Genomic DNA, 26500 nt, shown 5'->3' on the forward strand with positions numbered 1-26500 from the left:
TTAAATCTTCCTAAACCACCACAATCATGACCTTCATTCCTCGCCGCAACCTTGCAAATCCTGCCACAACCATCCAGGCTTCCCCTGGATTCACGATGCCACGTCAAACCGTTTCTTCCTCCCAGCCTGCCGCTGCTGCTGAGGTCGTTAATGCACTGCCTGTGAATTCAGCAGCATCGCTGAATCTGCCACAAACAGTTTTGAATACTGGTGTGCTGCAGTCAACGAATCTTGGTGCGGCAACTCAACTTGGAGCCATGACTCGCTCCTTTAATGTTGGAATTGATAGGACCTGGAATATTGGCAGCTTCCTAGGTGTGGCGAACGAGAAGAGTTACAGTAAATTTCTTGGTGTTGATAAAAACCTGTCCAATGTGAATTTCAACCCCAGTGCTGGTGTTGCGGGTTTGAAATTTAAAACAGGCAATAACAAATTAAAGGCAGGTTTGGATCTGCAGGCCGGTTATGGTTTGGGTTCATTTTCAATTGAAGGCAGTTTGAATGCTGAGGTGAGCCTTGATGCCGATGGTTTGTCCTTCAGCGCCACCACCTTTGACCCATCAATCAATCTGGAATTGCCCTATGCCTATCTGAATCTCGATGCTGTAGGCCAGGTCAAGTTGAATCCCAGCTTGAAACTCTGGTACGACGTCTGGCTTGCCTCCGGTCAAACGGGCAATCTGCTGTCGTCACTGAAGACCAATGTGAATGTGAAGCGGTCTTTGGTTGATCTCGATACGCGTGACATCACCGGTAGCGGTTATTCCAAGAATTTCAATATTGGAGCCCTCTCCGCAACAGCTCGTCTGCCAAGGATTAGCGATGCCTCTGTTCTGGCATCTGTTCCTGGCTCCATTAGCAGTGATCAGGATTGGAGTCAGGGTTTTGGCGATGGTGTCGCCTACGGCGTCAGTGGATCGTCCAATTTGGTCGATCTGGACATGTCACTGGGTCAGGTTGCAAGTTATTTCGGGATCCCACTGACATTTAACAAGTCGGTGTGGGGTGGGGCCTTGCGTGCATCGGGAACTCTGCTCGATGCCACCGTGGGGATTGAAGCGGGTATTGATTACGATGCCAACGTCGCGCTGAAACCGAACGTTTACGCCATCGTTGAAGGCAGCACCCGCAAGCACGATATTTTCGACGACGACTTGCTCTCCAACAACCAGTTCCGTGATGCAAACAACGATGGAAAGATTTCAGTCACTGTTGAAGCCGACCCGATCATCGCTGCCAGTGCATCCGCTTCGATCAACACCGATGTGAATGCTGAAGCTGAATTGCTTGCGGCCAGTGTTCGCGTCAACAAATGGGGTATCAAGAAGAACTGGAATGTCGGTCCTCTCTGGGAAGGTGGTCCATGGTCCATCGCGTCCAATGAAATTGAGTTGGTGGATATCAGCAAGACCGTTGCGCTCTCAGATGTTGCCCCTGGGCTGCAAAGCCAGCTCTCCACCAGTTTCGAGTTGCCGGTGATCTGATGCGTGATGGATTCCTCAACGGAGTGTTGAACCAACCCGCCGTCAGTGTCATCGGTTCGGTGATGCCTGCGGCGGGTTTCCGTTGTTGGGATCAACTGGATGTTGCGTTCAACCGGATCTTGCGTTCCTCCGGATGTTGAGTTCAACCCGATACCCACCTACGTTGATTTGGAAGGTCTTGCTGCATCGCGATGCTTCGCCTCAGCGAGTTGCGGCTCCCACTCGACCACCAGCCGCAGGATCTTGAGTCGGCGTTGCTGCGGCGTCTGCGTATCCCGCCTGAACGGCTGATTGGGCACAGATTGGTGAAGCGCAGTGTCGATGCACGCCGCAGGGATCGGATCGAGTTGATCTACAGCGTTGATGTGCGTGTCAAAGGGGAGGCGTCTCTGCTGCGGCGCAGAGGCAAACAGGCGCGCTTGCGCCCTGCTCCAGACAAGCGCTATCGCCTTTTGGGATCCGCATCGGAGGGGTTCCCTGCGGTTCCTGATGATCGCCCCGTTGTGGTCGGTGCCGGACCATGCGGCTATTTCGCGGCACTGCTTCTGGCCCAGATGGGCCTTCGTCCTCTGCTGCTGGAGCGCGGCCAGCCGGTGAAGCAACGCACGCAGCAAACCTTCGGGTTCTGGCAGGGCCGTTTGCGGTTTGATCCAGAGTCGAATGCTCAGTTCGGCGAGGGGGGTGCCGGCACTTTCTCCGATGGCAAGCTCTACAGCCAGGTGAGTGATCCTGAGCATTACGGCCGCAAGGTGCTGGAGGAGCTGGTCGCCAGTGGTGCCAACCCAGACATCCTCACGGTCCATCGCCCCCACATCGGCACGTTCAAGTTGGCGACGGTCGTCAGAGGGCTGCGTGCGCGAATCGAGGCCTTAGGCGGTGAAGTGCGATTCGGCTGCCGTGTTGACCGATTTTTGCTGTGCGGCAGTGCGGCCGGCAAACCGAAGCAGATCGCTGGGGTACGACTGGCCAATGGGGAGGAGCTTGGTTGCCGTCATGTGGTGTTGGCGCCGGGGCACTCAGCCCGTGACTGCTTCGCCATGCTGGAGGAGGTTGGCGTGCAACTGGAGCCCAAGCCGTTTTCCGTGGGGGTTCGCATCGAGCATCCCCAGCCCTTGATTGATCAGGCGCGCTGGGGGGACATGGCCGGGCATCCCCGCCTTGGCGCGGCTGAGTACAAGCTGGTGCACCACGCCAGCAATGGGCGGTGTGTCTACAGCTTCTGCATGTGCCCCGGCGGATTTGTGGTGGGCGCCACCTCGGAAGAGGGCCGGGTCGTGACCAATGGAATGAGTCAACACTCCCGCAACGAACGCAATGCCAACAGTGGGTTGGTGGTGAATCTGGAGCCTGAGGATCTTGCCCCCTATGAACGCTTCTCCGGAGATCCCTTGGCAGGGGTTGCCCTGCAAAGGGATCTGGAACGACGCGCTTTTCAGCTGGGCGGGGCAACGTATGCGGCGCCGGCCCAGCGCCTGGAGGATTTTCTGGCGCAGCGGCCTTCCATCCATCTCGGCGAGATTGAGGCGTCGTATCAGCCAGGGGTTGCCCCTGCTGATCTGGCGCAGGCCTTGCCGGAAGCATTGATTGCTGCGTTGCGGGAGGCTTTGCCGGTCTTCGCCAAACGTTTGCCGGGTTACGACCATCCCGATGCTGTCCTGACAGGAGTTGAAACGCGCACGTCTTCACCGGTCCGCATTCCACGGGATCAGGACATGGAATCTCTGAATACCCGTGGGCTGATCCCTGCCGGTGAGGGAGCCGGCTACGCCGGAGGGATTCTTTCGGCTGGAATCGATGGCATCAGGGCCGCGGAAGCGGTGGCTCGACAACTTGTTCAGACAGCTCCTCAATCAGCCGCCTGACTCACGATTCCGCTCCATTGCACTGCTTTCACCTGATCCCGTCGCCAGGAGTGGAACAGGTCGGGCTCACCAACGGTGCAGAGCGGGCAGTGGGCGATGCGTTCGCTGGCGATTCCCGCACTCTGGAGTTGCAACCTGGCGGCGACTCGGATGTCCAGGCGATGCCTCCCCGGATGCTGATCCCGCAGGATGGCTTCACTTTTAAGACGGTCAGCATCGCCTGGAATCGCGGCGGAGATGGCCTCGACCACCTCCGTTCCCACCTGATACCGCTCCCCGCTCACGGCGGGTCCCAGGGCTACCAACAACGCCTCACGGTTGGCACCCAGGGATTCCAGACGCTGAATGGCCGCCGGCAGGATCTTCGCGGCCACGCCTCGCCAGCCGGCATGGCAGGCCGCTGCGTGCCCGCTGCCTGGATCGGCGATCAGCACCGGTGTGCAATCGGCCCCGCAAACCCAGAGGCTTTGGCCGCCAGCATCGCTGACCAATCCGTCTGCTTCCGGCCAGGGCGCCCGGGCCGCCACGCTGGCGTTCAGCACGATTCCGCTGTGGATCTGCTGAGGCCTGTGCACACTCACCCCAGCGCTGACGTAGCCCACCAGCTCGTCCGGCCCTCGGCCATGCCAGCGGCGGGTGAAAAAGCCATGCTCGAACCCTTCGTCCGTTAGCAGATTGGACTGCAGGTAATAGCCGCCGTAACAGCCCACCCATGTCCAGCCCTCAAGGGTGTTGAAGCTGCTGTCGGGTTGCTGGAACGGATCGCTGCAGGTCAAGGTCCTCAGGGCATGGGCACATCACGCATCATCCAGAAACCGGCAAACGACTGCTGCTCAGGAGTGGTCTGGATGGCGATGAATTGGAGCCCTTTCACCTGCTCCCTGGCGCTGTTGAACGCCGTGTCGATCTCGTCGGCGGCCTGAGCCTCGAGATCGCTCACCAGCCATCGGTCGTCCTGACCGGCCTCCAGCACAAGTTGCCGTCGGTCCAGCATCAGCCTCACCGGTTCCAGACCTCCCAGCCATCCCGCAACCGCCAAGGCCCGGGACTGGCTAAACAGGCGCAGGCCTGGAACGGATGCCTCATCGTCAATCCCCTCCGGTACGGGGATCAGGCCGCTGAAATCCATCGGCCATGTGTTGGCTTCCCGCAGCAATCCCGCCGGCAGGGCCGCCCAGCTCCAGGCGTCCCCCTGGGCGGCTTCTGGGAGCGGCACCGGTGGGGCTGGAACCGTGGCGGGAGGCGGGGCCAGTGGGCCAGCCATGAATCCCTTCTCCTGGGGATAGACCAGTTGCTCGCGTTCCGTCAGCCAATCGAGCAGGGCATAGGTGCGCCGGCTGGCAATCATCTCCAGATCCAGCTCTGCGGCGGCCCGTTGCACCATGGTGCGCATGGAGCTGCGCCAGCAACGCAGGCGAAGAGGGCGGCCCCATCCCCCGGTCTCAGCATCAGCGATGGCGTCCTTCAGGGCCGCCGCCAGCCACAGGGAATTGACCTCGCCGGACGGACAGCTCCGCACGAACTGGAAGCTGCCTTCACTGCCGAACGCCGGTGGCGTTGTCGTGATCAGCAGTTCCCAGCGCTTGCGCCCGTCCTCCTCAAGGATCGGACGGGAATAGAAGTCGAGCTCCCAGTCCGATCCTGTCTTGGCAGGGGCTGTCATTCAGCTGGCTGGTCCTGTTGTTGAAGCACGCTCTGGGCACGGGCGGCACGGTCTTCGGCCTCAGCCATCACCTTGTCTCTCTCCACCAGCAGTTCCCCCGGAGGACCCTCCAGAAGAGCAGTGTTCAGACCGATTCGGCCACGGCCCGGATCCAGTTCGGTGATCATCGCCTTCACCCGGTCCCCCTGATCGAAGACCTCTCGGATGGAGCGAAGGCTGCCATTGGTGATGACGGACTGATGCAGCAGACCGCTGACACCGCCCAGGTCGATGAACAACCCATAAGGCTTGACAGCGGCAACCTGACCCTCCACCAGCTCGCCGACTTTCAACTCCTGGAAACGGGCAGCCAGGGCGGCTCGCTTTTCAGACAAAACAAGTTTGCGGGTTTCCGAGTTCACCTCAAGAAAGGCAACTCCAAGGGTCTTGCCGACAAGCTCCTGATGGTTCTCACCGTTTTGGAGCTGGGAGCGGGGGATGAAGCCCCGTAGTCCTTCGAGATCGCAGGTGACACCGCCACGGTTGAAGCCGTTGACGATCACCTGCACGACAAGGCCCTGCTTCTCCATCTCCTTCACCTTGTCCCAGCTCTTGCGAAGTGCCAGAGCCCGGCAACTGATGGTGACCATGCCATCGGCGTTCTGCTCGCGTGTGACCAGGACCTCCACTTCGAGTCCCTTTGGAAACCGCTCGCGGAAGTTGGTGATCACACCAAGGCCGGCTTCGCTTTTGGGCATGAAACCAGGTGCCTTGCCTCCGATATCCACGTAGACGCCATCACTCTCCAGGCCGATCACCTTGCCTTTGACCACCTCTCCTGTGGTGCCAACCGGTTCGTTCTCGTCGAGGGCTGCGAGAAACGCATCCTCATCGAAGTCGAAATCATCAACACTGCGTGGGCCTCCTGCGTCCTGCTGCCGACGGGAAGCGTTCTGATCCGGCGCGCCGAGCAGATCAGCCATGGTCATGCCATCCATGGCGCCCATGTCGAAGCGCTCGTCGTCAGCCAGTGAGTCCGCCGGTGCAGCGTCGAAGGGTCGCGTCGGTGCCGAGAGCCCGGCAGCCTTTTCGAGTTGGCGGGCTTTTTCAGCAGCGGCTTCGGCAACCTTCCTGGCCTCGGCGGCCTCGCGCTCCAGGCGTTCCTGTTCTTCCTGCCGCCGATTGATCTGCATCACCTGCAGCGGCTTGCGGGTTGTATCGGCAGCCGGTTTCGCTGCCTTGGGCCTGTTGGGCTGCGGACTGCCGGCTGACGCCATGGACCATCGGGGTCATCGATCGATCAGTCTGACAGTCAGGGCGAGAATGCCTACTCCTTCGATGCGTAGATGGGCCTGCCTGATCGCCGCTTCGAACACCTGCGACAGCCCGAAGCGTTGGCTGCAGCCCAGCGTCCTGGTTCAACCATTGTCTGGCCGATGGGAGCCCTTGAACAGCACGGGCCTCAGCTGCCTCTGAACACCGATGCCCTGTTCGCGAATCGCATTCTTGATGCGGTTTTGAAACGCCTGCCAGCGGACTTTCCGATCTGGCGATTACCAGCGCAGTCCATTGGTTTTTCTCCTGAGCATGGCGATTTCCCAGGCACCCTCAGCCTGCCTGCAGACCTGCTGATTGATCTGCTTGAGAGCGTCGGCTCGCAACTGGCAGCCATGGGGTTCCAGCGGCTGGTGTTGTTCAACGCCCATGGAGGACAGATTGCCCTGCTTCAGGTGGCTGCCCGCCAGCTCCGCCGACGAGCCGCTTCGATGGCCGTCCTTCCCTGTTTCCTCTGGAGCGGAGTCGATGGTCTCGACACCCTGATACCCAGGGAGGAACTGGAACAGGGGCTCCATGCCGGCCTGGCTGAGACCAGCCTGATGCTGCATCTCGCCCCGGATCTCGTGGGTACCGATCGCCCTGTGGACGGTCTCCACCGTTCCGGGCAGGTCTCTCAGCCTCCGCACGGATGGTCCCTGGAAGGGGCAGCACCCTGTGCCTGGCTGACGTCGGATCTCAGTGAGACAGGGGTGATCGGCGATAGCCGCGAATCCTCAGCAGCCCTTGGTGAAGCCCTCGAAAATCGACTTGTGGACCACTGGCAGACACTTCTGGAGTCGCTGCTGAACTCCGATTGGCCACCGAAGAAAAGACTCGACGCGTCCTGAACTGAGAACCCTGAGGTCCAAGAGTTTGGGAATGCTGGTTATTCTCAGATCCACAAAACGTGGTGAGCTCCGTTCTATGACGACCCTCAATGCACCTACGGCTGCTGTGATGGAGGGCCAGGATGCACTGCCGGACTTCACAACCGCTGCCTACAAGGACGCATACAGCCGCATCAACGCCATCGTGATTGAGGGGGAGCAGGAAGCTCATGACAACTACATCTCTCTGGGAACACTGATTCCCGATCAGGCTGAGGAACTCACCCGATTGGCTCGCATGGAGATGAAGCACATGAAGGGCTTCACCTCATGTGGACGAAACCTCGGCGTTGAGGCGGACATGGCGTTTGCAAAAACCTTTTTCGAGCCCCTTCATGGCAATTTCCAGGCAGCGATGACGGAGGGCAAGGTGGTGACCTGCCTGCTGATTCAGGCACTCCTGATTGAGGCTTTTGCCATCTCGGCGTATCACATTTACATCCCTGTCGCCGATCCTTTCGCCCGCAAGATCACTGAGGGGGTGGTAAAGGACGAATACACCCATCTAAATTACGGCCAGGAATGGCTGAAGGCTAATTTCGAGGCCAGCAAGGACGAGCTGTTCGAGGCCAACAAAGCCAACCTTCCGTTGATCCGCTCGATGCTGGAAGAGGTGGCCGCTGATGCAGCAGTCCTGCACATGGAAAAAGAGGATCTGATCGAGGACTTCCTGATCGCCTACCAGGAAGCGCTGTCTGAAATTGGATTCAGCTCCCGCGAGATTGCTCGCATGGCTGCTGCAGCCTTGTCGATCTGATCGACAGGTCCCGGTGTCAAGCCGGTTCCCCAAGGGGCACGTACGTCCCCAACCTCTCGCCGTGGGAGCATGGGCGGTCGGGACTGCTCCCATGGAATTTCACCGCGCGGCATGTTTGGTCTGATCGGACACTCCACGAGTTTCGAGGCAGCCCGCCGCAAGGCGCTGGAACTCGGGTTCGACCACATCGCAGACGGTGATCTGGACGTTTGGTGCAGTGCCCCTCCGCAGTTGGTCGAACACGTCGAGGTCACGAGTCCGGTGGGAACCCGCATCAAGGGTGCCTATATCGATTCATGCTTCGTGCCGGAGATGCTGAGTCGCTTCAAAACAGCTCGGCGCAAGGTGTTGAACGCCATGGAGCTCTCCCAGAAAAAAGGCATCAACATCACGGCTCTCGGCGGATTCACCTCAATCATTTTTGAGAACTTCAATCTGCTTCAACACAAGACCGTGCGGAGCACGACCCTGGAGTGGGAGCGTTTCACCACAGGCAACACCCATACCGCCTGGGTGATCTGTCGCCAGGTTGAAAACAATGCGCCATCGCTGGGAATCGACCTGACCAAGGCCAAGGTGGCGGTTGTCGGTGCCACAGGCGACATCGGAAGTGCGGTTTGTCGCTGGCTGACGGCTCGGACCGGTGTGGGCGAGCTGCTTCTCGTCGCTCGCCAGCAACAACCCCTGGTCGACCTTCAGCAGGAACTCGGGGGCGGGCGTGTCCTCAGTCTGGACGAGGCTCTGCCGGAGGCTGATGTGGTGGTGTGGGTGGCCAGCATGCCGCGCACGTTGCAGATCGACCAAGACAGCCTGCGCAAGCCCTGTCTGATGATTGATGGGGGCTATCCAAAGAATCTGGATGCCAAGGTCGCCGGCGGCGATATCCATGTTCTCAAGGGCGGCATCGTCGAGTTCTGTCGGGATATCGGCTGGTCGATGATGGAAATCGCCGAAATGGAGAAGCCCCAGAGGCAGATGTTTGCCTGCTTTGCAGAGGCCATGCTGCTTGAATTCGAGCAGTGCCACACAAACTTCAGCTGGGGGAGGAACAACATCACTCTCGAGAAAATGGATTTCATCGGAGCGGCATCTGTACGTCATGGTTTTTCAACCCTGAATCTGCAGTCCAAGCTCCACGCCGCCGCCGCCTGATCCCGCCGCCATGCCCCGACGCCCCCTTCTCGAGTTTGAAAAGCCTCTGGTGGAGCTGGAGCAGCAGATTGATCAGATCCGTCAGCTGGCTCGTGATTCCGAAGTGGACGTCAGTCAGCAATTGCTGCAGCTTGAGACGTTGGCCGAGCGACGGCGCCAGGAGATCTTCCAGGGACTCACACCGGCCCAGAAAATTCAGGTGGCTCGACACCCCCATCGGCCAAGCACCCTGGATTTCATCCAGATGTTCTGTGACGACTGGATTGAGTTGCACGGTGATCGCCGCGGGAATGATGACCAGGCGCTCGTTGGCGGTGTGGGCCGGCTGGGTGATCAGCCCGTGCTGCTGATTGGGCACCAGAAGGGGCGAGACACGAAAGAAAACGTGGCGAGGAATTTCGGCATGGCCACCCCGGGTGGCTACCGCAAGGCTCTTCGGCTGATGGATCACGCCAACCGATTCCGGTTGCCGATCCTGAGCTTCATTGATACACCAGGCGCCTACGCCGGTCTGCAGGCGGAGGAGCAAGGACAGGGTGAGGCCATCGCGGTGAACCTCCGCGAAATGTTCCGGCTCAGGGTGCCGGTGATTGCGACAGTGATCGGCGAGGGAGGTTCGGGTGGTGCCCTCGGGATCGGAGTCGCTGATCGGCTGCTGATGTTTGAACACAGCGTGTACACCGTTGCCAGTCCGGAGGCCTGCGCATCGATCCTCTGGCGCGATGCTGCCAAGGCTCCGGAGGCCGCGGAAGCGCTGCGAATCACAGGCTCGGATCTGCTGGACCTCGGGGTGGTGGATGAAGTTCTGCCTGAACCCTCTGGCGGCAATAACTGGGCGCCACTCGAGGCTGGCCAGACTCTCAGAGCCGCCCTTGAGAGGCACCTTGGTGAGCTGCTCCGATTGTCGGATCAACAGCTCAGGGAAGCCCGTTATCGCAAATTCCGCGCAATGGGGCGTTTTGTTGAAAATGAGTCACACACGACCAAACTGGCTGCTTAAGGTGTGAGCGTTTGCTGACCAAGTTTGCCGACGGCCCTGATTACTGGATCAAGTCGTGGCATCGGGCGACGCACGGCCGAACTCCTGGCCTCCGAGGGCTGGAACCTGTTGCTCACCGCACGCAGCGGAGAGCAGCTTGAGACCCTCAGGGGCGAACTCAAGGGGGTTTCTGGGTCGATTCATTGTGTGCCCGCTGATCTCACGGATCCGGCAGCCATTGCTCCGGCAATGTCCCAACTGCTGAGCGAGGGTCACATACCCTCAGTCCTCATCAACAACGCCGGCGCTGCCTACACAGGTGATCTGCTGGCCATGCCGCTGGATCGCTGGCAGTGGATGCTCCAGCTCAACCTCACCAGCGTCATGCAGGTGTGTGCCGCGGTGGTTCCGTCCATGCGCTCCCAGGGTGGACTGGTGATCAACGTCAGCAGTCACGCTGCTCACAACGCATTCCCGCAATGGGGGGCGTACAGCGTCAGCAAAGCTGCCCTGGTTCGTTTCACCCGCTGCCTGTCAGCCGAGGAGCGAACCCACGGCATTCGTGCCTGCACGCTCACTCTCGGTGCTGTGGATTCATCCCTTTGGGACGAAGAAACCGTACAAAGTGATTTCGATCGTCGTGCCATGCTCACCGTCGATCAAGCAGCCGATGCCCTGGTGCATCTGGCTCTGCAACCCACCAATCAGGTCATCGAAGACCTCACTCTGATGCCGTCTATCGGCGCCTTCTGAAGACTCCTAATGACTTCTACTGTCCCCTTCGTCTCCAATGGCGCTGCCCGCAACGGCAACGGCAACGGCAACGGCAACGGCCATGCTCAGAGCGCTGCGAACGGCCGCGAATCCGACCTGAAGACAGCCATCTCAGTCCGTATCCGTGAGCGCCTCAAGGAGGCTGGGGTTTCGTTCCTGGCGAACGACAACGTTTCCGCTCATATCGAGCCAGGAGAGCTCGCGCAGCTGGAAGTGGAGGTGGCGGACCGGGTTCGCGAACTGCTGCGTAGCTTGGTGATCGATATCGATAACGACCACAACACCCATGAGACGGCTGAGCGTGTTGCTCGCATGTATCTCCATGAGGTGTTCAAGGGCCGCTACCACGCTCAACCCAAAGTTGCCAGCTTCCCCAACGTGAAGCGGTTGGATGAGATTTACACCGTTGGCCCAATTACGGTGCGTTCAGCCTGTTCCCACCACTTGGTTCCCATCATGGGGAACTGCTGGATCGGCATCAAACCCGGATCCCGCGTGATTGGTCTCTCCAAGTTTACTCGTGTGGCGGATTGGGTGTTTTCAAGGCCCCATATTCAAGAGGAAGCGGTCATGATTCTGGCCGACGAAATTGAAAAACTCTGCGAACCACAAGGCCTCGGAATCATCATCAAGGCTCAGCACTACTGCATGAAATGGAGGGGTGTCCGAGAGCCCCAGACCAGCATGGTCAATTCGGTGGTTCGAGGAGATTTTCGTCACGATCCCAGCCTCAAACAGGAATTCTTTGAGCTGGTGCGTCAACAGGAAGCTCTTTTGAGTACTTGATGGATTGATCGTTTCTGAATGTTCCTGGTTTGATCTGATGTTGATTCACAACGGCTGAATCAACATCAACGATTCAGTTGAACAGCATCGATCAAATCCTTCACTTTCTGAAGATTTTTCCTGCCTGGAGAGTCTTCCAACCGGCTGGAGGCATCAAGTCCATCAGGGTTGACTCGACTGAGCAGTTCCGGAATCCATTCGGCGCTGATTCCTCCGGCAAGCCACCAGGGCAGGTCCAGCCTGATCGCACCCAGACCATCAAGAGACAGCCGGTGTCCCGTTCCTCCGAGTTGATCAGGGCTCCAGGCGTCCAGGAGCAGTGCATCCACGGATTGCGCGTAACGCTCCAGGCTGTGCAGATCCTTGGATGACCGAAGCCGTAAGGCTTTCCACCAATCCACCTGCGGGTAACGCTGCTTCAGTGCCAGGCACCGCTCCGGTGATTCCCCTCCGTGGAGCTGAACCACCGTGGGCGTTCCATCGCCGCCGAGGGCAGCGTCGAGCGAATCGTCAGCCAGATCGGCCACGACCCAGACCCTCTTTACGTCGTCTGCGTTCTGTTCCAATGTTTTGAACAGGTTCCGACGCAGTGGTTCTGCAACGAACCGCGGGGTTCCTGGGACACCGATCACTCCGATGGCATCGGCGCCGATCGTTGCGATAGAGAGGGCTTGCTCGGGATCCGTGAGGCCGCAGATTTTCACGGCGGGCTTGGATCGGTTTTCGCGCAAGGAGATCAACGTGTGCCCTCCCTAGGATCGGGTGACAATCGTCGCTGAGGCGACATCAACGGATACTGACGTGGGAGAGGGCTGGGAGCTACTGAAGATTCGCGGCATCCCTCTGCGGGTTCACCCCAGTTGGTTTGTCATCCTGGCCCTGACCACGGTGATGTTCCAGGCCCAGTTGGCGGCAGGTGTTGGCGCAGGTCTGGCCGTTGCTGTGACGTGGGGACTCGGGCTGCTGACCGCGCTGTTGATGTTCGTCTCCGTCCTCCTCCATGAACTCGGGCATTCGCTCGTGGCTCTCCATGAGGGAGTGAAAGTGCGCAGCATCACCCTGTTTCTGATGGGTGGTGTGGCCCGGGTCGAAAAGGAATGCAGCACCGCGATGGGCTCCCTGCGTGTGGCTGCCGCCGGCCCTTTGGTGAGTTTGATCCTGGCGGGAGTGCTGCTGCTTTCAGCTCCTTCGATCCAGCCGGTCAATCCTCTGTTGGCCAATCTGTGCAGCCAGCTGGGGGGGCTGAATCTGGTTCTGGCGTTGTTCAACCTGTTGCCAGGCCTGCCATTGGATGGGGGCTTGATCCTGAAATCCCTGGTCTGGCAGTTCACCGGCAGCCGCAGCCGTGGTGTGCAGGTCGCCACAGCGTCAGGGCGGGCGCTCGCCCTGACGGCGATTGTTCTCGGCCTTTATCTGTTCCTCGTCGCCAAAAGTGGCGGTGGTCTCTGGTTGATGCTGCTGGGGTGGTTTGGCCTGGGCGCCAATCGAGGCCAGACCCAGATGCTGGTGCTTCAGAAAGTCCTTCAGGACGTCTCCGTGGCGGAGGCAACCAGCCGTCGCTTCCGAGTCCTTGAATCGGATCAACCGCTTCGTCGATTGAGTCAGATGCGGCTTCAGGACGCCGAAGGTCAGCGAGGCTCTGATTGGGTTCTGGTCTGCCGCGCCGGTCGCTGGATCGGATGGGTGGATGATCAGCCTTTGCGTGATCTGCCCGTTCAGCAATGGGATCGTCAGCGTCTTGAGGATCACCTCAAACCCCTGGAGGACTTGCCGTCCATCGCTGATCAAGCCCCTCTCTGGCAAGCCGTGAAGTCTCTGGAACAGGCTCCAGATGGAAGGCTGCTGGTGTTCAGTCCTGCAGGTCTCCCCTCAGGGACGATCGATCGCATGGATGTGGGAGAAGCGGTGCTGCAGAAACTTGGCGTCCGCCTGCCTGCCCCGATTCTCGATGAAGCTCGCAAGCAAAATGCCTATCCGCTGGGTTTGGTGATGCTCCCTCAGGTGGTGGAGACCATGCAGGCCTCCGAGGCCGATCTGGCCCGAGACAGCGCCTGACGTTCCTGATCGTCCAGCGGCTGCTCCTGCCAAGTCAGTGTCGGCCAGGCGCGCTGCAGCGACTGCAAGAGATGCTGATCCAGGCCATGGCGGGGAATCGAGACGGGGGCTCTGGCAGGAGCTGCTTCTCCGAAGACGTCTTGCCAGAGAGTTTCAGGAGGGTCGAGCAGGATCTCACCATGCTGCAAAAGCCGCCCGTGCAGCCAGCGCTGGGCACTGCCAATGCGCTTCACCCCTCGGGCGTCAACCAGATCGGCAGCCGTCGAGCGTGCAAAACAATGGCTGCCTTCGTCCTGGGCTGGCTCATCACCGAAGCGGAGCGACTCTCCGAGCTGTTGGAAGCCATGGATCAACCACTGGCAGGCTCGCCGGTAGGCCTGGTGACGTTGTCGCGGTGCTTGCGGCCAGATCAGGGCATAGGTGAGGCCACCGCAATGCAGCACAGCCCGGCCACCACTGGGCCGGCGGACCATAGACAAGCGTCCGCTGTTGGCCAGCTCATTCCAGTGACTGGGCCACTGGCTCTGGTTCCGTCCCAGCGACAGCCAGGGGCCGTCCCAGCGATAGAAGCGAAGCACTGGTGTCGTCAGGCTTCGCTCCAGTAACAGCGTGTCGAGAGCCATCTGCCCATGGCCATCGGCGCACAGCATCGGCAGCCACCGTCCCGCTGATCCTCGACTCGTCATGCTGGAGGTCGTGATCGACATGACCCTGTGCTTGAGCTGCCATGGTGGGACATTCCTGTTCTGATCGCCTTGGGGCTGTTCGCTGGCGGGTTGGCAGGTCTTCTGGGAATCGGTGGCGGACTGATTTTTGCGCCGTTGCTTCTCCTGCTGGACCTTCCGCCTCACCAGGCACTGGCTACCAGCAGTTTCGCCATTGTTCCGACAGCCCTCTCGGGAGCTTTGACGCACCTGCGCAGCGGCACGATTCCGCAGCGATCAGGCCTGGCGATTGGTCTGGCCGCGTTCGGGGCTGCTCTGCTTTTCGGTGGTTTGGCAGGAGGGGTTTCCGGTTGGCTGCTCGTGGCACTGCAGACGCTGATCTACGTCGTCCTGGCGTTTGCCGTGCGCGTGCGTCCGGAACAGGAGGTGACAAGCGACGAAGAAACTGAGGAATTGGAGAAGAAGGCGCCGTTTCTGGCAGGAGCGGGCTGCATTGCGGGCTGGACCGCTGGGATGTTGGGTCTTGGCGGCGGTTTGGTGATGGTCCCTTTGATGAATGGGCTGATGGGTGTGCCCATCCATGCCGCTGTTCGGCTCAGCACGCTGGCAGTGTTCTGTTCGGCAACGGCGGCGTCCCTTCAGTTCCTGCATGAGGGGACGGGTGAGCCTTTGACAGGACTCCTTCTCGGTGGGGTGGCTGCCCTGGCGGCCCGATGGACGTCCAGTCGCCTTGATCAATTCGATTCAGAGTTTCTGGTGCGCCTTCTGAGGGGACTCGCGATCGTGCTGGCCATCGACAGCAGTCGACGGGCCCTGCAGCTCTGGCTGGGCTGAGGGTTCAGATCAACAGCGACCAGAAGCTGTCGTCGAGCTCATAACCCAGGGCGGCAGCCATCTGGGACAGATTGCCTCGCATTGAGCGGCCATGGTTACGGCAGAGATCATCGAGCTGCATTAGCCGGTGGGTGATCCAAAGCTCCAGAGCCTGTGGCTCGAAACGCAGTCCTTCCGTTCGGCTGAACTCGTGGGGGACGACCATCGCCACGTGGCGGATCAGGCTGCCGTGGTCACGCTCAAGCAACAGTGGCAACCATGGGAATCGGGCATCCGCCCGCAGGGCCCAGAGACGCGGCTCTGGACATTCCGCCAGCTCGCGCGGATCCTCCGGATCACGGGGCCAATCAAACCTCAGCTCCACCACTGGGCCCCGATCAAGCAGCTCGGTCAGGGGCAGATCCATGCTGACGGCCAACGGGCTGAGGTCCAGTTGGCGGATGGCCGCGGCGTTGATCAGAACCGGATCCATGCTCTGGTGTGACAGGCCTTTGCGAATGATGGCGTGCCGTGGTGTCTGTGCAGAACAATGAGGTCGTTTCCAGCAAGCGCTTCCATGGACACCGCCCTCACCTCGGCTGAAATTTTCATTGCCCTTGTGGTCGCTGCCCACGCTGCAGTGCTGGCGCTCAGGCTTTCGATCAGCTTGTACGAAGCCTGATCTTCCAAAGGGTGAATCAAAGCCTTGGCAGCAAGGATCCGCTGCGTTAGAAGCGGGACTCTGTGTTCAGCTGTTGGCTTCGTCAACTGCGCCACGACCCCCTTCGTCAGCCGTGGATGCCGCCACCCTGGCGGCATCCATTCAGAAGCAGACCGACCAAAGGGAGCTGCACTGCAGCGTGATGGCTCTTGCCGTGAAGCTTGGGCTGGTGGTTTTGGGGTGCGTCAGCATCGTGCGACTTTCGGGTGCCTACCAGGAGCGGCTCGACCGCCACAGTGAAATCGACGCTGTCGTCACCGTGGAGACGGCCAAGCTGCAATCGCTTCAACAGCGGTTCGACCGGTTGTTCAGCATCGGCGGCGAAAAACGATTGCTCGGAGAGCAGGACCAATGGATCGCGCCGAATCGCGTACGAATCATCTGGCGCTGAGATTCATAACCGCCAGCGGAGCTTTGTGTTGCGGAACAGCAGACTGACCTCGTTCAATCGCCTGTCCAGATGGGGACCCCCGGCACAGTTTTGATCACCGGTACAACGTCAGGGGTTGGGCTCAATGCCACCCGTGCCCTCGTGAACCAGGGGTGGACGGTGATCACGGCCAACAGAAGTCCACAGCGTGCTGCCGCTGCCGCTGATGCGCTGGATCTCCCCAAGCAGCGTCTGAACCATGTGTTGATGGATCTCGGTGATCTCGACAGTGTGCGTGCCGCTGTTGCCGGTCTGCCAGCCACGCTGGACGCATTGGTCTGCAATGCCGCTGTCTACAAGCCGAAGTTGAAGCAGCCGGAGCGTTCACCGCAGGGGTACGAGATCTCGATGGCGACCAATCACCTCGGTCATTTCCTGCTGATTCACTTGCTCATGGATCGGATCCGGAGCTCCAATCATCCGTCCAGGCGTGTTGTGATCCTCGGCACGGTGACGGCCAATTCCAAGGAGCTGGGTGGCAAGATCCCGATCCCTGCCCCCGCTGATCTCGGAGATCTCTCTGGATTCGAAGCCGGCTTCCAGGATCCGATCAGCATGGCCAGCGGCAAGCCGTTCAAGCCCGGCAAGGCGTACAAAGACAGCAAGCTGTGCAACATGATCACCACCCAGGAACTGCACAGGCGTCTGAACACAGAGACGGGGATCACCTTCACCTCTCTCTACCCCGGATGTGTTGCCGATACCCCGCTCTTCCGAAATACGCCAAAAGCGTTTCAAACCATCTTCCCCTGGTTCCAGAAGAACATCACAGGTGGCTACGTCTCTCAGTCCCTGGCTGGTGAACGCGTTGCCCAGGTGGTTGCGGATCCGGATTTCGCGGAGTCCGGAGTCCACTGGAGCTGGGGCAATCGCCAGACCAAGGACGGTCAGCAATTCAGCCAGGAACTGTCAGAGAAAGCCACAGATCGCGAGACGGCCCAACGGGTGTGGGACCTCTCGCTTCGTCTTGTAGGGCTCTGATCAATCAAAGCCCAGCAGGTCGAAGATCTCTCGGTCCTTGAGAGAGGTGGCCTCGAGGGGTTCAACCTTGTCCAGCATGTTCTGGGCAAGCCGCAGGTACTCCTGGCGCACCGCTTGCACGGCTTCATCGTCGTCGTCCATTTCGAAGATGGTGCATTTCTTCAGGCGTGAGCGCCGGATTGCATCCACATCCTTGAAGTGGGCCATAGTGCGCAGCCCCGTGCGGGCGTTGAACTTGTCGATCTGGTCGGTGTCCGCTGAGCGATTGGCGACGACCCCACCGAGACGCACTTTGTAGTTCTTGGCCTTGGCCTGAATCGCCTGCACGATTCGATTCATCGCGAAGATCGAGTCAAAATCGTTGGCCGTCACGATCAGGCAGTAGTTCGCGTGCTGCAGGGGAGCCGCGAAGCCGCCGCACACCACATCGCCGAGAACATCGAAGATCACCACGTCGGTGTCTTCCAGCAGGTGGTGCTCCTTGAGCAGCTTCACCGTCTGCCCGGTGACGTAGCCCCCACAGCCTGTTCCAGCTGGTGGGCCGCCACTTTCAACGCACTGCACACCGTTGAAACCGGTGAACACGAAATCCTCCGGACGCAGCTCTTCGCTGTGGAAGTCAACCTCCTCCAGTATGTCGATCACGGTCGGCACCATCTTGTGGGTGAGGGTGAAGGTGCTGTCGTGTTTGGGATCGCAGCCGATCTGGAGCACCCGCTTGCCCAGTTTCGAAAAGGCGGCAGACAGGTTGGACGATGTGGTGGATTTGCCGATCCCACCCTTGCCATAGACGGCGATCACCAGGGTTTCCTCCTGGATGTTCAGGGCTGGGTCCTGATGGACCTGCACACTGCCTTCACCGTCTGCCGGCCGCGTCAGGGTCGTGGTCATGCAGCGACCTTCACTAGAGGAGTTGGTTTCATTCAACAGCAGCACATGTGCGCTGGCTGGGTTTCACCAAGAAATGAAAGATCTGGGCTCAGAGGAGTGGTCTGGAGGCCCCTTTTGCAATGCTGAGGGGCTGAAAATGAGTGAAGTTACTCAGGTTTTTTGAGCAGGTTTCTGACATGCAGTCCTCTTCATTTCTGAAGCGGGTCTTTGTATCTGCTCCTAAACGGTTCCGCCCACTGCCTTGCACTCGAGCGTCGAGCTTTCCATCATGATCTCGCTCCTTCTCTCGACAAGCGATGCGTCTGTCTCGACGGTCTCTCCTCACCGGCACCGCCGGACTGGCTGGTGCTGCCGTCGTTGGACGCAGCGCTAAGGCCGAGGGAGCTCGATCGGGTGCTGCTGTTGATGCCGTGGTGATTGGAGGAGGACTGTCGGGTTTGATTGCTGCCCGTGAACTGGTGAAACAAGGGAAAACCGTGACATTGCTGGAAGCCAAAAGCACGATCGGAGGCCGCATGGTCAATCAAAAAGTGGCCGGTGGTGGGGTGATTGACCTTGGCGGCCAATGGGGAGGAAAAACCCATTACCGGCTCGAGGCCCTCTCTGAGGAATTGAAACTGAAGCGTTACCCGTCTTATTACGAAGGAAAGGGTGTCTTTATTTGGAATGGCAAGTCATACACAACTGACTTGTTCAATGATTTTTGGCGGTCAATTGGATTTTCGAACCCGGATGATATTGATCTTCCAGAGAAGGAAAAAGAAGCTGCACTGCAGCTTTGGAACGAGTTGTTTGAGATCTCTAAATCCATATCGGTTGAACAGCCCTGGACCTCTCCAAATGCGCAGGTGTTGGACGCGACTCCTGTCTCTCAGTGGCTTTTAGAACGTAATGCTGCTCCCTTGGCACAGTGGATGTTCGGCTGGATCTGTCGAGGTAATGGTGCTCAGGTGTTTGAACCCTATGAATCTTCGATGCTCCATCTGGCCTGGAGTATGGCAGTGGCACCACCGAATGAAACGGCTGAAGATTGGCTGTTCTACAAAGGTGCAGGTGAAGTTGCCAAAATCATTGCGAATGAGCTGGGAAGTCGCATCATCCTGAATGCGCCTGTGTTCAAAATTGACCAGGATTCAAGTGGTTTAACTGTTATTTACGGTGATTGCAAAACAGTCAGAGCCAAAACGGCCGTCGTTGCTATCCCGCCACCATTGCGGCTCAACATTCAATTCAATCCGCCACTTCCTCCTCGGTTTGTGCAGTTGATGCGGCGCACCCCCATGCCGTCGAAATGGAAGGTGCTTGCTGTTTACCCCACAGCCTTTTGGCGAGATCAGGGTTACTGCGCGGCTGGCTCAGGGAATTTGGACGTTCTTGAGCAGACCGCTGATGCCTGCCCACCTGAGGGAAACCCAGGCATCATCGCCAGTTTCGTTTCTGGGAACAAAATCGGCGGTTTCAGCCAGCTGAGTCATCAGGAGCAGAGGGCCCTTGTTCTGAAAGATCTCGCTGCCTACTGGGGACCGCAGGCCAAAGAGCCGATCGAATTGGTGATCGTGCGTTGGACCGAAGATGCCTGGATCGGGGGTGGTTATGGCGTTACGCGAAGCACCGGCGCCTGGACTGCATTCGGATCAGGTTGGCAGGATGACCACGGAAAGGTGTTCTGGGCTGGAACGGAACAATCAACACGTTGGCCTGGCTATTTCGAGGGTGCGATTGAGGCTGGACTTGCCGCGGTCAAGCGCCTGAATGCCGTTCTGGCGTGATGGAGCCGTTCGAGTCACCACAGCCTCATTGGTTGTTAATCGATGTGCTGGTTGATGTGGTCTTTGAACCGAGCAAAGTCAGCATCAATGTTTGGGTTGACAATGACGTCGTGCATTGAGAACGTAGGCAACTGCGTCATGGCAAGATATCTGTAATTCACGTGCATAGGGAAAAATAAATCGTCAACACTTCTGCCCTGCATCAAATATTCGTTTGGATCAGTGAAGGCTCCAAGAGGGGCGTCGAATGTTAGAGAGAACATATATTTTTTACCTGTTAAACCACCTTTGGTGCCGTAGTTCTTTTCCGGCGCCTGGCGCGAACGCCCGGTTCCAAGCCAGAGTTTCCCATGGCCGGGCGTTGTGTAGATCTGGTCGATGTATTTCTTGAAGCTCCAGGGAAAGCTCATCCAATTCACCGGTGACTGCACAATCAGATAGTCACACCAAAGATGATTGTTGACTTCCGTTTCAACATCCCAGGCTCGAGCGGTCCAGGTTTGTTTGATTTCGAAACCTCTGCTCAGGAATTGGCTTGCTGCGATTTCAAAGAGAGATTGGTTCAGTTTGCCAGGAGAATATGAGCCGAATTCTGGTTCGTGGGCATTGATCATAAAAATCTTCGGCATTGCTTTCATGGTTCCTTCTTTAAGAGCGGTATGGGTGAATGTCTCGTCATGATTTCAGCCTGATTGACATCATTCAGGGTCATGCCTGTGCCATCGCTTTGATCGATGACTGAATGCCGGCTTCAATGGCGCCTTCGAAGTACCCGGGCCAGCGGCTGGAGGCTTCGGTCCCGGCCCAATGCACTCGTCCATGGGATTGCTGCCAGCCCTGGCCATAAGTGGTCCAAGCTCCGGGGGTCACAAAGCTTGTGAAGGCTCCTGAGGACCAGTCCTCCTGATTCCAGTTCTGCAGAATCAATTCCTGTGGTTCACCTGCTTCAGGCCCCCAGTAAGCGATCAGGTCATCCAGAACAGCGCGACGTTGTTGTTGTCCGCTCATTCTCTGGAAATCAACAGCGGCACTGGCTGTCACAAAACTGGCAAGGATTCCCGGTGTGCCGCTCGGCAAGGAACTGTCTGCTGTGAGTTCCAGAGTCTTGAGATTGCCAACGCCGAAGCCGTTGAGCCCCTTGTCGCGCCAGAAGGCCGACGTGTAGATCGCGAACACCTTGATCATGGATCCCATCGGGCTCCGCTGCAGGAATGAGCGGGTCTCTGCCGGCAGGTCGGGGCTGAAGGTGATGCGCTGACGCAACGGTGGTGGAATGGCGACGATGGCACTTTTCGCCTTGATCCGTTGGCCTGTTCCGAACCCGAGGGCAACGCCATTGCCCTGTTGTTCGATGGCATGGACCGGTGAATTCAGGCTGATGAAGGAATTGAGTTCAGCATTGAGCCGCTCGGCCACCTGACCGGCCGCCCCTTTCAGCAACCAGGATTCGGGTGCTTCGTCCTGAGGGGCGACCGATTGCGTCCAGGCCAGGTGAAGGATGGAGGCGTCCCAGGGGTCAAAGCCTCCGGAACCGCCGACGACCGACAGCCACTCCAGCTCGAAGTCGCTGAGCCTTGAGCGGCTGTTGTTCTCGCACCAGGCACGTATCGAGGTGCGATCGAGTTCGCTGGCATTCGGTGCTGTCCATGGCTTGGCCGAATCAACGGATGCGGCGAGGGAACGAAAACCTTCAGGGCCGCTTTGGCCTTCGCCACCTCCTCTGGTGGTTGCTGGATTTGATCCCCGTCGAACAACAGCACGCTGTTGGATGGTGTTTTGGCGAGATCGGCCACAACCCTTCGGCCATCCCACATAAAGACACCCTAACCGTCGTGGTAGCTGGGGAATCGTTCGATCCCGAGCTCATTCACCAGGCCCTCAAATCGGTGATGGGTGTCACCGCCCCATTGGCCGCCCAGATCGATGACGGCTCCCGTGCGGGTGGTCTGACGGATCATCCGCCCACCCGTACGGTTGCGTGCTTCCAGGATCTGAACACGCAGCCCCTGCTTTCGCAGTTGGCGAGCGGCAACCAGGCCCGACAAGCCTGCGCCGACGACGACCACATCAACCTCGGCAGGTGGCGTTGTCTGGGATGCCTGGCCAGTGCGTTGAAGAGCCAGGCTGCTGAGCCCCGCCAGTCCGGCGCCGGCCATGAGTTCACGACGTGAAAGGGACACCGCGGGCGAGATGACTTGTCGTCTTTTTAGCCAGAGCTGTCGTCTCTGCAGCGCAGGATGCATCGCCGCCTGGTGCCGCAGCGTGCCCGATTCAGGTTGTTGTTGAGCCGAAAGGGTGCGGAGGGATTGGCAGACCTCTTCGACGTCTCAGGCTTGTTCCGGAACGACTCTGGATCGATTCCAGAGTGTTGCCTGATCAATCCATCTCTGATTGAGGACAACATCTGCCCCCATGTGATCAGGCCTTGTAATGGGCTTTGGCGTCGTACAGCGTTTCGCTGCTGATCTCCCGGCAGCCCACCTCCCGGGCGTAGGCCTCAGCATTGCGCCGGACCTTGCCACGAACAAAGAAGGGGATCTTCCTGAGCTCCGCTTCACCATCGAAGGTCCAGATCAGAGCGTCATCGTCCAGGTCTGGAACATCACTGGGTTCTGTTGAATCGGACGCAGCACCGGAACCGCCGGCATGACCGAGGTGGCTCTGATGTCCGTCCACAAATTCAAAGTCGTGGCGGAACATGCCGATCAGGTGTTCCTCCAGACCCATCATCAATGGGTGCACCCAGTCGTCGAAAATCACATTCGCCCCTTCCCAGCCCATCTGCGGGCTTGTCCTGGCAGGAACGTCCTGCACATGCATGGGTGTGCTGATCACGGCGCATGGGATCCCCAGTCGCTTGGCGCTGTGACGTTCCATCTGCGTGCCGAGCACCAGTTCCGGAGCTGCTTCAGCCATGGCCGCCTCGACGGCGAGGTAGTCGTCACAGATCAGCGCCTCCAGGCCCATGGCTTTGGCAGCTGCCCTGACAGGTCTGGCCATCTCGCGGCTGTAGGTCCCGAGGCCGACAACCTTGAAGCCCAGTTCCTCCCCGCAGATCCTGGCCGCTGCCAGTGCATGGGTGCCGTCTCCGAAGATGAACACCCTCTTCCCCGTGAGGTAGGTGGAGTCCACCGACTCGGAATACCAGGGCAGGCGTGATCGCTGATGTGCCTCACGGCGGTCTGGGGGATCCATGCCCAGCAGCCCGTGCACTTCACAGAGGAAATCGTGGGTGGCACCGATCCCGATCGGAACGGTGCGGGAAAAGGGAATGCCGAAGTTGCGCTCCAGCCAGCTGCAGGTCGATTCAGCGACCTCGGGGTACAGGCAGACGTTGAGATCGGCCTGGGGCAAACGCTGCACATCGTTGACGCCGGCACCCAGGGGAGCCACGACACCCACATCGATGCCATGGAGTGTGAGCAGTCGTTGCACTTCGAGAACATCATCGCGGCAGCGGAACCCGAGCAATGAGGGGCCAAGCAGGTTGACCCGCGGTCGCCGTCCCTCCTGCTGCCAGGCCAGTGGACTGTGGTTGGGCTGCGTTGGCACCTGCGCTTTCAGCAGGCTGCGCACCAGCTGATAGAAGGTTTCCGCGGCTCCCCAGTTCTCCTTCTTGCTGTAAGCGGGCAACTCCAAGGTCACGACAGGCATGTCGAGGCCCATCCCCTGAGCGAGGGCCCCGGGTTGATCCTGGATCAGTTCAGCGGTGCAGCTCTCACCGACCAACAGGGCATCGGGCTGGAAACGGTCGACGGCCTCACGCACATGTCGTTTGACCAGCTCGGCGGTGTCGCCACCCAGGTCGCGGGCCTGGAACGTTGTGTAGGTGACGGGTGGCCGCTGGCCCCGCCGCTCGATCATCGTGAACAGCAGATCGGCGTAGGTGTCCCCCTGTGGAGCGTGGAGCACGTAGTGCAAGCCTTGCATCGATGCCGCGATGCGCATGGCGCCCACGTGGGGAGGTCCTTCGTAGGTCCAGAGCGTCAGTTGCATGGTTCAGGCGTGCACAGGGTGGTCAGCGTTCATCGGTTGAAGTCCTGGATGGATCAGCTGGCGACGGCGCAGCGGCCTGGAGAACAGCTCCGCGAGATCACCGGCCTGGTCGATGCCGTGAATTGGACTGAACACCAGTTCAATCGACCATTTGGTGGCGATTCCCTCGGCTTCCAGGGGATTGGCCAGTCCCATTCCGCAGACCACCAGATCGGGGGAGCTGTTGCGCACACGATCCAGCTGTTGCTCGACGTGTTGGCCCTCCATGACTGGGGTTCCCTCGGGAAGGAGGGCCAGCTCTTCGGCCATCTGCTCCCGATTCAGATAAGGCGTGCCGACTTCGATCAGCTCCATGCCGCACTCCCGTTGCAGGAATCGGGCCAACGGCAGCTCCAACTGGGATTCCGGCAACAGAAAAATGCGCTTGCCCTGGAGAATCTGCCGGTGGGGTTCGAGGGCCTTGCTCGCCCGCTCGACCAGAGGATCCAGGACGCCGGCTACGCGCTCAGCGGGGATGTCGAAGTCTTGAGCCGCCGCTTCCATCCAACGGCGGCTGCCTTCCGAACCAAGTGGAAAGGGAGCGGTGAGCACCGTGGCGCCACGATCCTTCAACAACCGGGCTGTCTCCGTCAGGAACGGTTGGGTCAGCAACACCGTTGTGCCGGCGCCCACGGGAGGAAGCTCCGTCGATTGACGCGGCGGCAGGCTGCGGATGGTTGAGATCCCAAGGCGTCCGAAGAGGTGGATCAGTCGATCCTCGACAGCGTCAGCCAGGGTGCCTACCAGCAACAGCTGGCGCTCGTCGCTGCGTGGCAGCATCGGAACGAGGGCGGCCAGGGCACCGTCTTCTCCCTGGGTGAAAGTGGTTTCGATGCCGCTGCCGGAATAATTCACCACCCGAACTCGGCCTTGCATGTCGTCGTTCAGACGTTCCGCAGCACGGGCCAGATCCAGCTTGATCACCTCGCTGGGGCAGGAGCCCACCAGAAACAAGGTTCGGATTTCAGGGCGCCGCTGCAGAAGTTCGCGGCAGACCCGGTCAAGTTCGTCATGGGCATCCGCGAGGCCTGCCAGGTCTCGCTCGCCGAGGATGGCTGTGCCGAAGCGCGGCTCGGCAAAGATCATCACTCCGGCAGCGCTCTGAATTAGATGGGCGCAGGTGCGAGACCCCACCACCAGGAAAAAGGCATCTGGCATGCGCCGATGCAGCCAGACGATGGAGGTGAGACCGCAGAACACCTCACGCGGTCCGCTCTCCTTCAACAGGGTGGGCCCGGCCATCGGCCGCTCCGGATAGAGGATCTCCCTTCAACTTGCAAGATCACGGGCCCCACACGCCAGAGCCTGCGCAAACTCTTTGGGATCAGTACAGGAATCAAGACATGTCCAGAACGGGGATGTGTTCGTGTCGTCGATGCAAAGCCTTGCTAAGTCAAACGTCAACAGCAGTTCAATGAAGAGCTATGGCTGGCGTCAATCCAAAATTTCTGATCAGCAAGGATTTTTCGAGGCATACCAAAGCAGCGCTTGACCTCGATGACGATGTTGTTCTGACTTATTACATCGACGACTCCGATGGAACCCAATCTCTGGCGGATGGTCGAACCATCACAACCCTGCCTCACACGACTGAAGAGGTCCGCTTCATTGAGGGGATCTTTGATGGGCTGGACACCTTGTTGGCCATCGATTTTGAACGATCCCCAACAACAAAAGGATCCGATATCGATATTTACAGCGTGATTGATTCCAGTGATTGGGAAAAGATGATTTAGGTGAAGTCGCTGATCAGGAGCACAAGCGTCGCGCTGGATCATGGTGGGATGTTTTGTGGCGCGATACGGATGGAAAAAGATCGCAAAATGATAGTGATTTGTTTACAATCATCCATGAAATCGGCCATGCATTAGGCCTCTCTCACCCGAAGGAGAAGCCACATAGCAAGAAGTGGGACTCATCCGACACGGTGATGTCTTACAACGACGGGCCAAATGGTTGGGATACAAAATTTTCTACTTCCGATCTCCAAGCGCTTGAAATGATCTGAGGATCCCGCGATGGGTCTGTGAAGCCAAGTGATCAGGACAAACAATCTGGTGGCAAAATCAAGGAATTTTTTGGTACCAGGCGAAGCGACGATATCACTGCAAAGAACGGAGATGATGATGTTTTTGGCTACGGTGGAAATGACGAGCTTCAAGGCCGTTCAGGTGACGATATCCTTTTTGGTGATGCCGGAAATGATGATCTTTATGGGGGAAACGGTGATGATATTCTCGACGGTGGTCTCGGTAACAATTGGCTCCGGGGAGGTTCTGGGCAGGATCGGTTCGTTATTGACTTAAAGGGATATCAGACAATTAATGACTTCAAATTGAGAGAAGACGAGTTCTGGATTGTGAACGGCAACAAAACATATTGGAATTGGGATTGGGAATATGATGGCAATAAAACCTATATTTACGATCGAAAGAGTGGAAATGACATAGCCGAATTCAATGGCCGTCACAATCTTGAAAAGGCTTATATTTATGGCTAA

The 26500-nt window shown here is 58.8% G+C and carries 31 protein-coding genes; 19 read left to right on the top strand and 12 right to left on the bottom strand.

The window, feature by feature from the left end; translation table 11 throughout:
• The first annotated feature begins 26 nt into the window (after positions 1 to 26).
• Genes KR100_RS04995 through KR100_RS05000 form a run of 3 tightly spaced genes read left to right on the top strand, consistent with a single transcriptional unit; the run spans position 27 to position 3346 of the window.
• A complete protein-coding gene (locus KR100_RS04995; protein WP_156097915.1) occupies positions 27 to 1484 on the top strand; it encodes a hypothetical protein in 1458 nt (485 codons plus the stop codon).
• Complete coding sequence (locus KR100_RS15650; protein ID WP_156097916.1) at positions 1484 to 1624, top strand: hypothetical protein; 141 nt, start codon at positions 1484 to 1486, stop codon at positions 1622 to 1624. The genes KR100_RS04995 and KR100_RS15650 overlap by 1 nt, the downstream gene beginning before the upstream one ends.
• A gap of 51 nt (positions 1625 to 1675) precedes the next feature.
• Positions 1676 to 3346, top strand: coding sequence for an NAD(P)/FAD-dependent oxidoreductase (locus tag KR100_RS05000; protein ID WP_038543696.1), 1671 nt, complete (start codon positions 1676 to 1678; stop codon positions 3344 to 3346).
• Here the strand turns inward: KR100_RS05000 and pgeF are convergent.
• The 3 genes from pgeF to KR100_RS05015 are packed head-to-tail and all read right to left on the bottom strand — an operon-like array spanning position 3331 to position 6265.
• Positions 3331 to 4122: a peptidoglycan editing factor PgeF gene (pgeF, locus tag KR100_RS05005; protein ID WP_038543698.1), complete on the bottom strand. Its 792-nt coding sequence runs from the start codon at positions 4120 to 4122 to the stop codon at positions 3331 to 3333. The two genes, KR100_RS05000 and pgeF, sit on opposite strands and share 16 nt — an antisense overlap.
• 5 nt (positions 4123 to 4127) lie before the next feature.
• The gene (locus tag KR100_RS05010) at positions 4128 to 5009 is read right to left on the bottom strand and encodes a Tab2/Atab2 family RNA-binding protein (RefSeq protein WP_038543700.1); all 882 of its coding nucleotides are present in this window, start codon (positions 5007 to 5009) and stop codon (positions 4128 to 4130) included.
• Positions 5006 to 6265, bottom strand: coding sequence for a S1 RNA-binding domain-containing protein (locus KR100_RS05015; protein ID WP_038543702.1), 1260 nt, complete (start codon positions 6263 to 6265; stop codon positions 5006 to 5008). The genes KR100_RS05010 and KR100_RS05015 overlap by 4 nt, the downstream gene beginning before the upstream one ends.
• Before the next feature lie 69 nt (positions 6266 to 6334).
• On the opposite strand from KR100_RS05015, the gene KR100_RS05020 reads away from it, so the two are divergent.
• From KR100_RS05020 to folE, 6 genes are all read left to right on the top strand, one after another.
• Positions 6335 to 7153 carry a creatininase family protein gene (locus KR100_RS05020; RefSeq protein ID WP_038543703.1) on the top strand — a complete coding sequence of 273 codons (819 nt, stop codon included), beginning with the start codon at positions 6335 to 6337 and terminating at the stop codon, positions 7151 to 7153.
• Positions 7154 to 7229: 76 nt separating this feature from the next.
• Positions 7230 to 7949, top strand: coding sequence for an aldehyde oxygenase (deformylating) (locus tag KR100_RS05025; RefSeq protein WP_038543705.1), 720 nt, complete (start codon positions 7230 to 7232; stop codon positions 7947 to 7949).
• A gap of 111 nt (positions 7950 to 8060) precedes the next feature.
• The gene (locus KR100_RS05030; protein ID WP_038543707.1) at positions 8061 to 9101 is read left to right on the top strand and encodes a long-chain acyl-[acyl-carrier-protein] reductase; all 1041 of its coding nucleotides are present in this window, start codon (positions 8061 to 8063) and stop codon (positions 9099 to 9101) included.
• Positions 9102 to 9111: 10 nt separating this feature from the next.
• Complete coding sequence (locus KR100_RS05035; protein ID WP_038543708.1) at positions 9112 to 10101, top strand: acetyl-CoA carboxylase carboxyltransferase subunit alpha; 990 nt, start codon at positions 9112 to 9114, stop codon at positions 10099 to 10101.
• Positions 10102 to 10125: 24 nt separating this feature from the next.
• Positions 10126 to 10833, top strand: a complete 708-nt coding sequence (locus KR100_RS05040; protein ID WP_038543710.1) for an SDR family oxidoreductase — start codon at positions 10126 to 10128, stop codon at positions 10831 to 10833.
• A 9-nt stretch (positions 10834 to 10842) separates the two neighbouring features.
• Positions 10843 to 11640: a GTP cyclohydrolase I gene (folE, locus tag KR100_RS05045; RefSeq protein WP_038543712.1), complete on the top strand. Its 798-nt coding sequence runs from the start codon at positions 10843 to 10845 to the stop codon at positions 11638 to 11640.
• Between the two features lie 65 nt (positions 11641 to 11705).
• Here the strand turns inward: folE and KR100_RS05050 are convergent, their stop codons facing one another.
• On the bottom strand, positions 11706 to 12371 hold the full coding sequence (locus tag KR100_RS05050) for a phosphoribosylanthranilate isomerase (protein WP_038547993.1): 666 nt from the start codon (positions 12369 to 12371) through the stop codon (positions 11706 to 11708).
• A 70-nt stretch (positions 12372 to 12441) separates the two neighbouring features.
• On the opposite strand from KR100_RS05050, the gene KR100_RS05055 reads away from it, so the two are divergent.
• On the top strand, positions 12442 to 13695 hold the full coding sequence (locus tag KR100_RS05055) for a site-2 protease family protein (RefSeq protein ID WP_038543714.1): 1254 nt from the start codon (positions 12442 to 12444) through the stop codon (positions 13693 to 13695).
• Here the strand turns inward: KR100_RS05055 and KR100_RS05060 are convergent.
• Positions 13638 to 14381: a protein ligase gene (locus tag KR100_RS05060; protein ID WP_038547994.1), complete on the bottom strand. Its 744-nt coding sequence runs from the start codon at positions 14379 to 14381 to the stop codon at positions 13638 to 13640. The two genes, KR100_RS05055 and KR100_RS05060, sit on opposite strands and share 58 nt — an antisense overlap.
• Before the next feature lie 36 nt (positions 14382 to 14417).
• On the opposite strand from KR100_RS05060, the gene KR100_RS05065 reads away from it, so the two are divergent.
• Positions 14418 to 15194 carry a sulfite exporter TauE/SafE family protein gene (locus KR100_RS05065; RefSeq protein WP_081858954.1) on the top strand — a complete coding sequence of 259 codons (777 nt, stop codon included), beginning with the start codon at positions 14418 to 14420 and terminating at the stop codon, positions 15192 to 15194.
• 4 nt (positions 15195 to 15198) lie between these two features.
• Here the strand turns inward: KR100_RS05065 and KR100_RS05070 are convergent, their stop codons facing one another.
• A complete protein-coding gene (locus KR100_RS05070; RefSeq protein WP_038543718.1) occupies positions 15199 to 15666 on the bottom strand; it encodes a CRR6 family NdhI maturation factor in 468 nt (155 codons plus the stop codon).
• A gap of 84 nt (positions 15667 to 15750) precedes the next feature.
• On the opposite strand from KR100_RS05070, the gene psaM reads away from it, so the two are divergent.
• The 3 genes from psaM to KR100_RS05085 all read left to right on the top strand — a co-directional run bounded on the left by psaM (position 15751) and on the right by KR100_RS05085 (position 17305).
• Positions 15751 to 15855, top strand: coding sequence for a photosystem I reaction center subunit XII (gene psaM, locus KR100_RS05075; protein ID WP_156097917.1), 105 nt, complete (start codon positions 15751 to 15753; stop codon positions 15853 to 15855).
• Between the two features lie 73 nt (positions 15856 to 15928).
• Positions 15929 to 16285: a hypothetical protein gene (locus KR100_RS05080; RefSeq protein WP_239420414.1), complete on the top strand. Its 357-nt coding sequence runs from the start codon at positions 15929 to 15931 to the stop codon at positions 16283 to 16285.
• A 69-nt stretch (positions 16286 to 16354) separates the two neighbouring features.
• A complete protein-coding gene (locus tag KR100_RS05085) occupies positions 16355 to 17305 on the top strand; it encodes a protochlorophyllide reductase (protein WP_038543723.1) in 951 nt (316 codons plus the stop codon).
• Here the strand turns inward: KR100_RS05085 and bchL are convergent, their stop codons facing one another.
• Positions 17306 to 18196, bottom strand: a complete 891-nt coding sequence (gene bchL / locus KR100_RS05090; RefSeq protein ID WP_038543726.1) for a ferredoxin:protochlorophyllide reductase (ATP-dependent) iron-sulfur ATP-binding protein — start codon at positions 18194 to 18196, stop codon at positions 17306 to 17308.
• Between the two features lie 207 nt (positions 18197 to 18403).
• Here bchL and KR100_RS16295 point away from each other — a divergent pair, with 207 nt between their 5' ends.
• Together KR100_RS16295 and KR100_RS05095 are read left to right on the top strand one after the other, a co-directional pair.
• On the top strand, positions 18404 to 18613 hold the full coding sequence (locus KR100_RS16295) for a hypothetical protein (RefSeq protein WP_162176484.1): 210 nt from the start codon (positions 18404 to 18406) through the stop codon (positions 18611 to 18613).
• Positions 18607 to 19965, top strand: coding sequence for an FAD-dependent oxidoreductase (locus tag KR100_RS05095; protein ID WP_162176485.1), 1359 nt, complete (start codon positions 18607 to 18609; stop codon positions 19963 to 19965). Before KR100_RS16295 ends, KR100_RS05095 begins: the two co-directional genes overlap by 7 nt.
• 35 nt (positions 19966 to 20000) lie before the next feature.
• Here KR100_RS05095 and KR100_RS05100 read toward each other — a convergent pair whose 3' ends face one another.
• From KR100_RS05100 to KR100_RS05120, 5 genes are all read right to left on the bottom strand, one after another.
• Positions 20001 to 20579, bottom strand: coding sequence for an NAD(P)H-dependent oxidoreductase (locus KR100_RS05100; RefSeq protein ID WP_204207786.1), 579 nt, complete (start codon positions 20577 to 20579; stop codon positions 20001 to 20003).
• A gap of 94 nt (positions 20580 to 20673) precedes the next feature.
• Positions 20674 to 21777 (bottom strand): FAD-dependent oxidoreductase, encoded by a 1104-nt coding sequence (locus KR100_RS05105; protein ID WP_038543730.1) that lies wholly within the window; start codon positions 21775 to 21777, stop codon positions 20674 to 20676.
• 11 nt (positions 21778 to 21788) lie between these two features.
• Positions 21789 to 22121, bottom strand: a complete 333-nt coding sequence (locus KR100_RS05110; RefSeq protein ID WP_038543733.1) for an FAD-dependent oxidoreductase — start codon at positions 22119 to 22121, stop codon at positions 21789 to 21791.
• Positions 22122 to 22383: 262 nt separating this feature from the next.
• The gene (locus tag KR100_RS05115) at positions 22384 to 23961 is read right to left on the bottom strand and encodes a ferredoxin:protochlorophyllide reductase (ATP-dependent) subunit B (protein ID WP_038543735.1); all 1578 of its coding nucleotides are present in this window, start codon (positions 23959 to 23961) and stop codon (positions 22384 to 22386) included.
• Positions 23962 to 23964: 3 nt separating this feature from the next.
• Complete coding sequence (locus KR100_RS05120) at positions 23965 to 25242, bottom strand: ferredoxin:protochlorophyllide reductase (ATP-dependent) subunit N (protein WP_038543738.1); 1278 nt, start codon at positions 25240 to 25242, stop codon at positions 23965 to 23967.
• A 182-nt stretch (positions 25243 to 25424) separates the two neighbouring features.
• On the opposite strand from KR100_RS05120, the gene KR100_RS05125 reads away from it, so the two are divergent.
• Genes KR100_RS05125 through KR100_RS14380 form a run of 3 tightly spaced genes read left to right on the top strand, consistent with a single transcriptional unit; the run spans position 25425 to position 26500 of the window.
• Positions 25425 to 25736 carry a hypothetical protein gene (locus KR100_RS05125; protein WP_038543740.1) on the top strand — a complete coding sequence of 104 codons (312 nt, stop codon included), beginning with the start codon at positions 25425 to 25427 and terminating at the stop codon, positions 25734 to 25736.
• On the top strand, positions 25718 to 26008 hold the full coding sequence (locus KR100_RS15655; protein ID WP_156097918.1) for a hypothetical protein: 291 nt from the start codon (positions 25718 to 25720) through the stop codon (positions 26006 to 26008). Before KR100_RS05125 ends, KR100_RS15655 begins: the two co-directional genes overlap by 19 nt.
• Before the next feature lie 18 nt (positions 26009 to 26026).
• Positions 26027 to 26500, top strand: coding sequence for a calcium-binding protein (locus tag KR100_RS14380; protein WP_051847324.1), 474 nt, complete (start codon positions 26027 to 26029; stop codon positions 26498 to 26500).

Source organism: Synechococcus sp. KORDI-100, assembly GCF_000737535.1.
Taxonomy (GTDB): domain Bacteria; phylum Cyanobacteriota; class Cyanobacteriia; order PCC-6307; family Cyanobiaceae; genus Parasynechococcus.

Coding starts and splice junctions, on each gene's coding strand:
- folE (WP_038543712.1), top strand. CDS start 10,843: ATGACTTCTACTGTCCCCTTCGTCTCCAATGGCGCTGCCCGCAACGGC.
- KR100_RS05125 (WP_038543740.1), top strand. CDS start 25,425: ATGGCTGGCGTCAATCCAAAATTTCTGATCAGCAAGGATTTTTCGAGG.
- KR100_RS05085 (WP_038543723.1), top strand. CDS start 16,355: ATGGGGACCCCCGGCACAGTTTTGATCACCGGTACAACGTCAGGGGTT.
- KR100_RS05015 (WP_038543702.1), bottom strand. CDS start 6,265: ATGGCGTCAGCCGGCAGTCCGCAGCCCAACAGGCCCAAGGCAGCGAAA.
- KR100_RS05010 (WP_038543700.1), bottom strand. CDS start 5,009: ATGACAGCCCCTGCCAAGACAGGATCGGACTGGGAGCTCGACTTCTAT.
- KR100_RS05110 (WP_038543733.1), bottom strand. CDS start 22,121: ATGGCCGGCGCCGGACTGGCGGGGCTCAGCAGCCTGGCTCTTCAACGC.
- KR100_RS05070 (WP_038543718.1), bottom strand. CDS start 15,666: ATGGATCCGGTTCTGATCAACGCCGCGGCCATCCGCCAACTGGACCTC.
- KR100_RS15650 (WP_156097916.1), top strand. CDS start 1,484: ATGCGTGATGGATTCCTCAACGGAGTGTTGAACCAACCCGCCGTCAGT.
- psaM (WP_156097917.1), top strand. CDS start 15,751: ATGGACACCGCCCTCACCTCGGCTGAAATTTTCATTGCCCTTGTGGTC.
- KR100_RS05030 (WP_038543707.1), top strand. CDS start 8,061: ATGTTTGGTCTGATCGGACACTCCACGAGTTTCGAGGCAGCCCGCCGC.
- KR100_RS04995 (WP_156097915.1), top strand. CDS start 27: ATGACCTTCATTCCTCGCCGCAACCTTGCAAATCCTGCCACAACCATC.
- KR100_RS05100 (WP_204207786.1), bottom strand. CDS start 20,579: ATGATCAATGCCCACGAACCAGAATTCGGCTCATATTCTCCTGGCAAA.
- KR100_RS05120 (WP_038543738.1), bottom strand. CDS start 25,242: ATGGCCGGGCCCACCCTGTTGAAGGAGAGCGGACCGCGTGAGGTGTTC.
- bchL (WP_038543726.1), bottom strand. CDS start 18,196: ATGACCACGACCCTGACGCGGCCGGCAGACGGTGAAGGCAGTGTGCAG.
- KR100_RS05000 (WP_038543696.1), top strand. CDS start 1,676: ATGCTTCGCCTCAGCGAGTTGCGGCTCCCACTCGACCACCAGCCGCAG.
- KR100_RS05115 (WP_038543735.1), bottom strand. CDS start 23,961: ATGCAACTGACGCTCTGGACCTACGAAGGACCTCCCCACGTGGGCGCC.
- KR100_RS05035 (WP_038543708.1), top strand. CDS start 9,112: ATGCCCCGACGCCCCCTTCTCGAGTTTGAAAAGCCTCTGGTGGAGCTG.
- KR100_RS05020 (WP_038543703.1), top strand. CDS start 6,335: ATGGGCCTGCCTGATCGCCGCTTCGAACACCTGCGACAGCCCGAAGCG.
- KR100_RS05060 (WP_038547994.1), bottom strand. CDS start 14,381: ATGACGAGTCGAGGATCAGCGGGACGGTGGCTGCCGATGCTGTGCGCC.
- KR100_RS05025 (WP_038543705.1), top strand. CDS start 7,230: ATGACGACCCTCAATGCACCTACGGCTGCTGTGATGGAGGGCCAGGAT.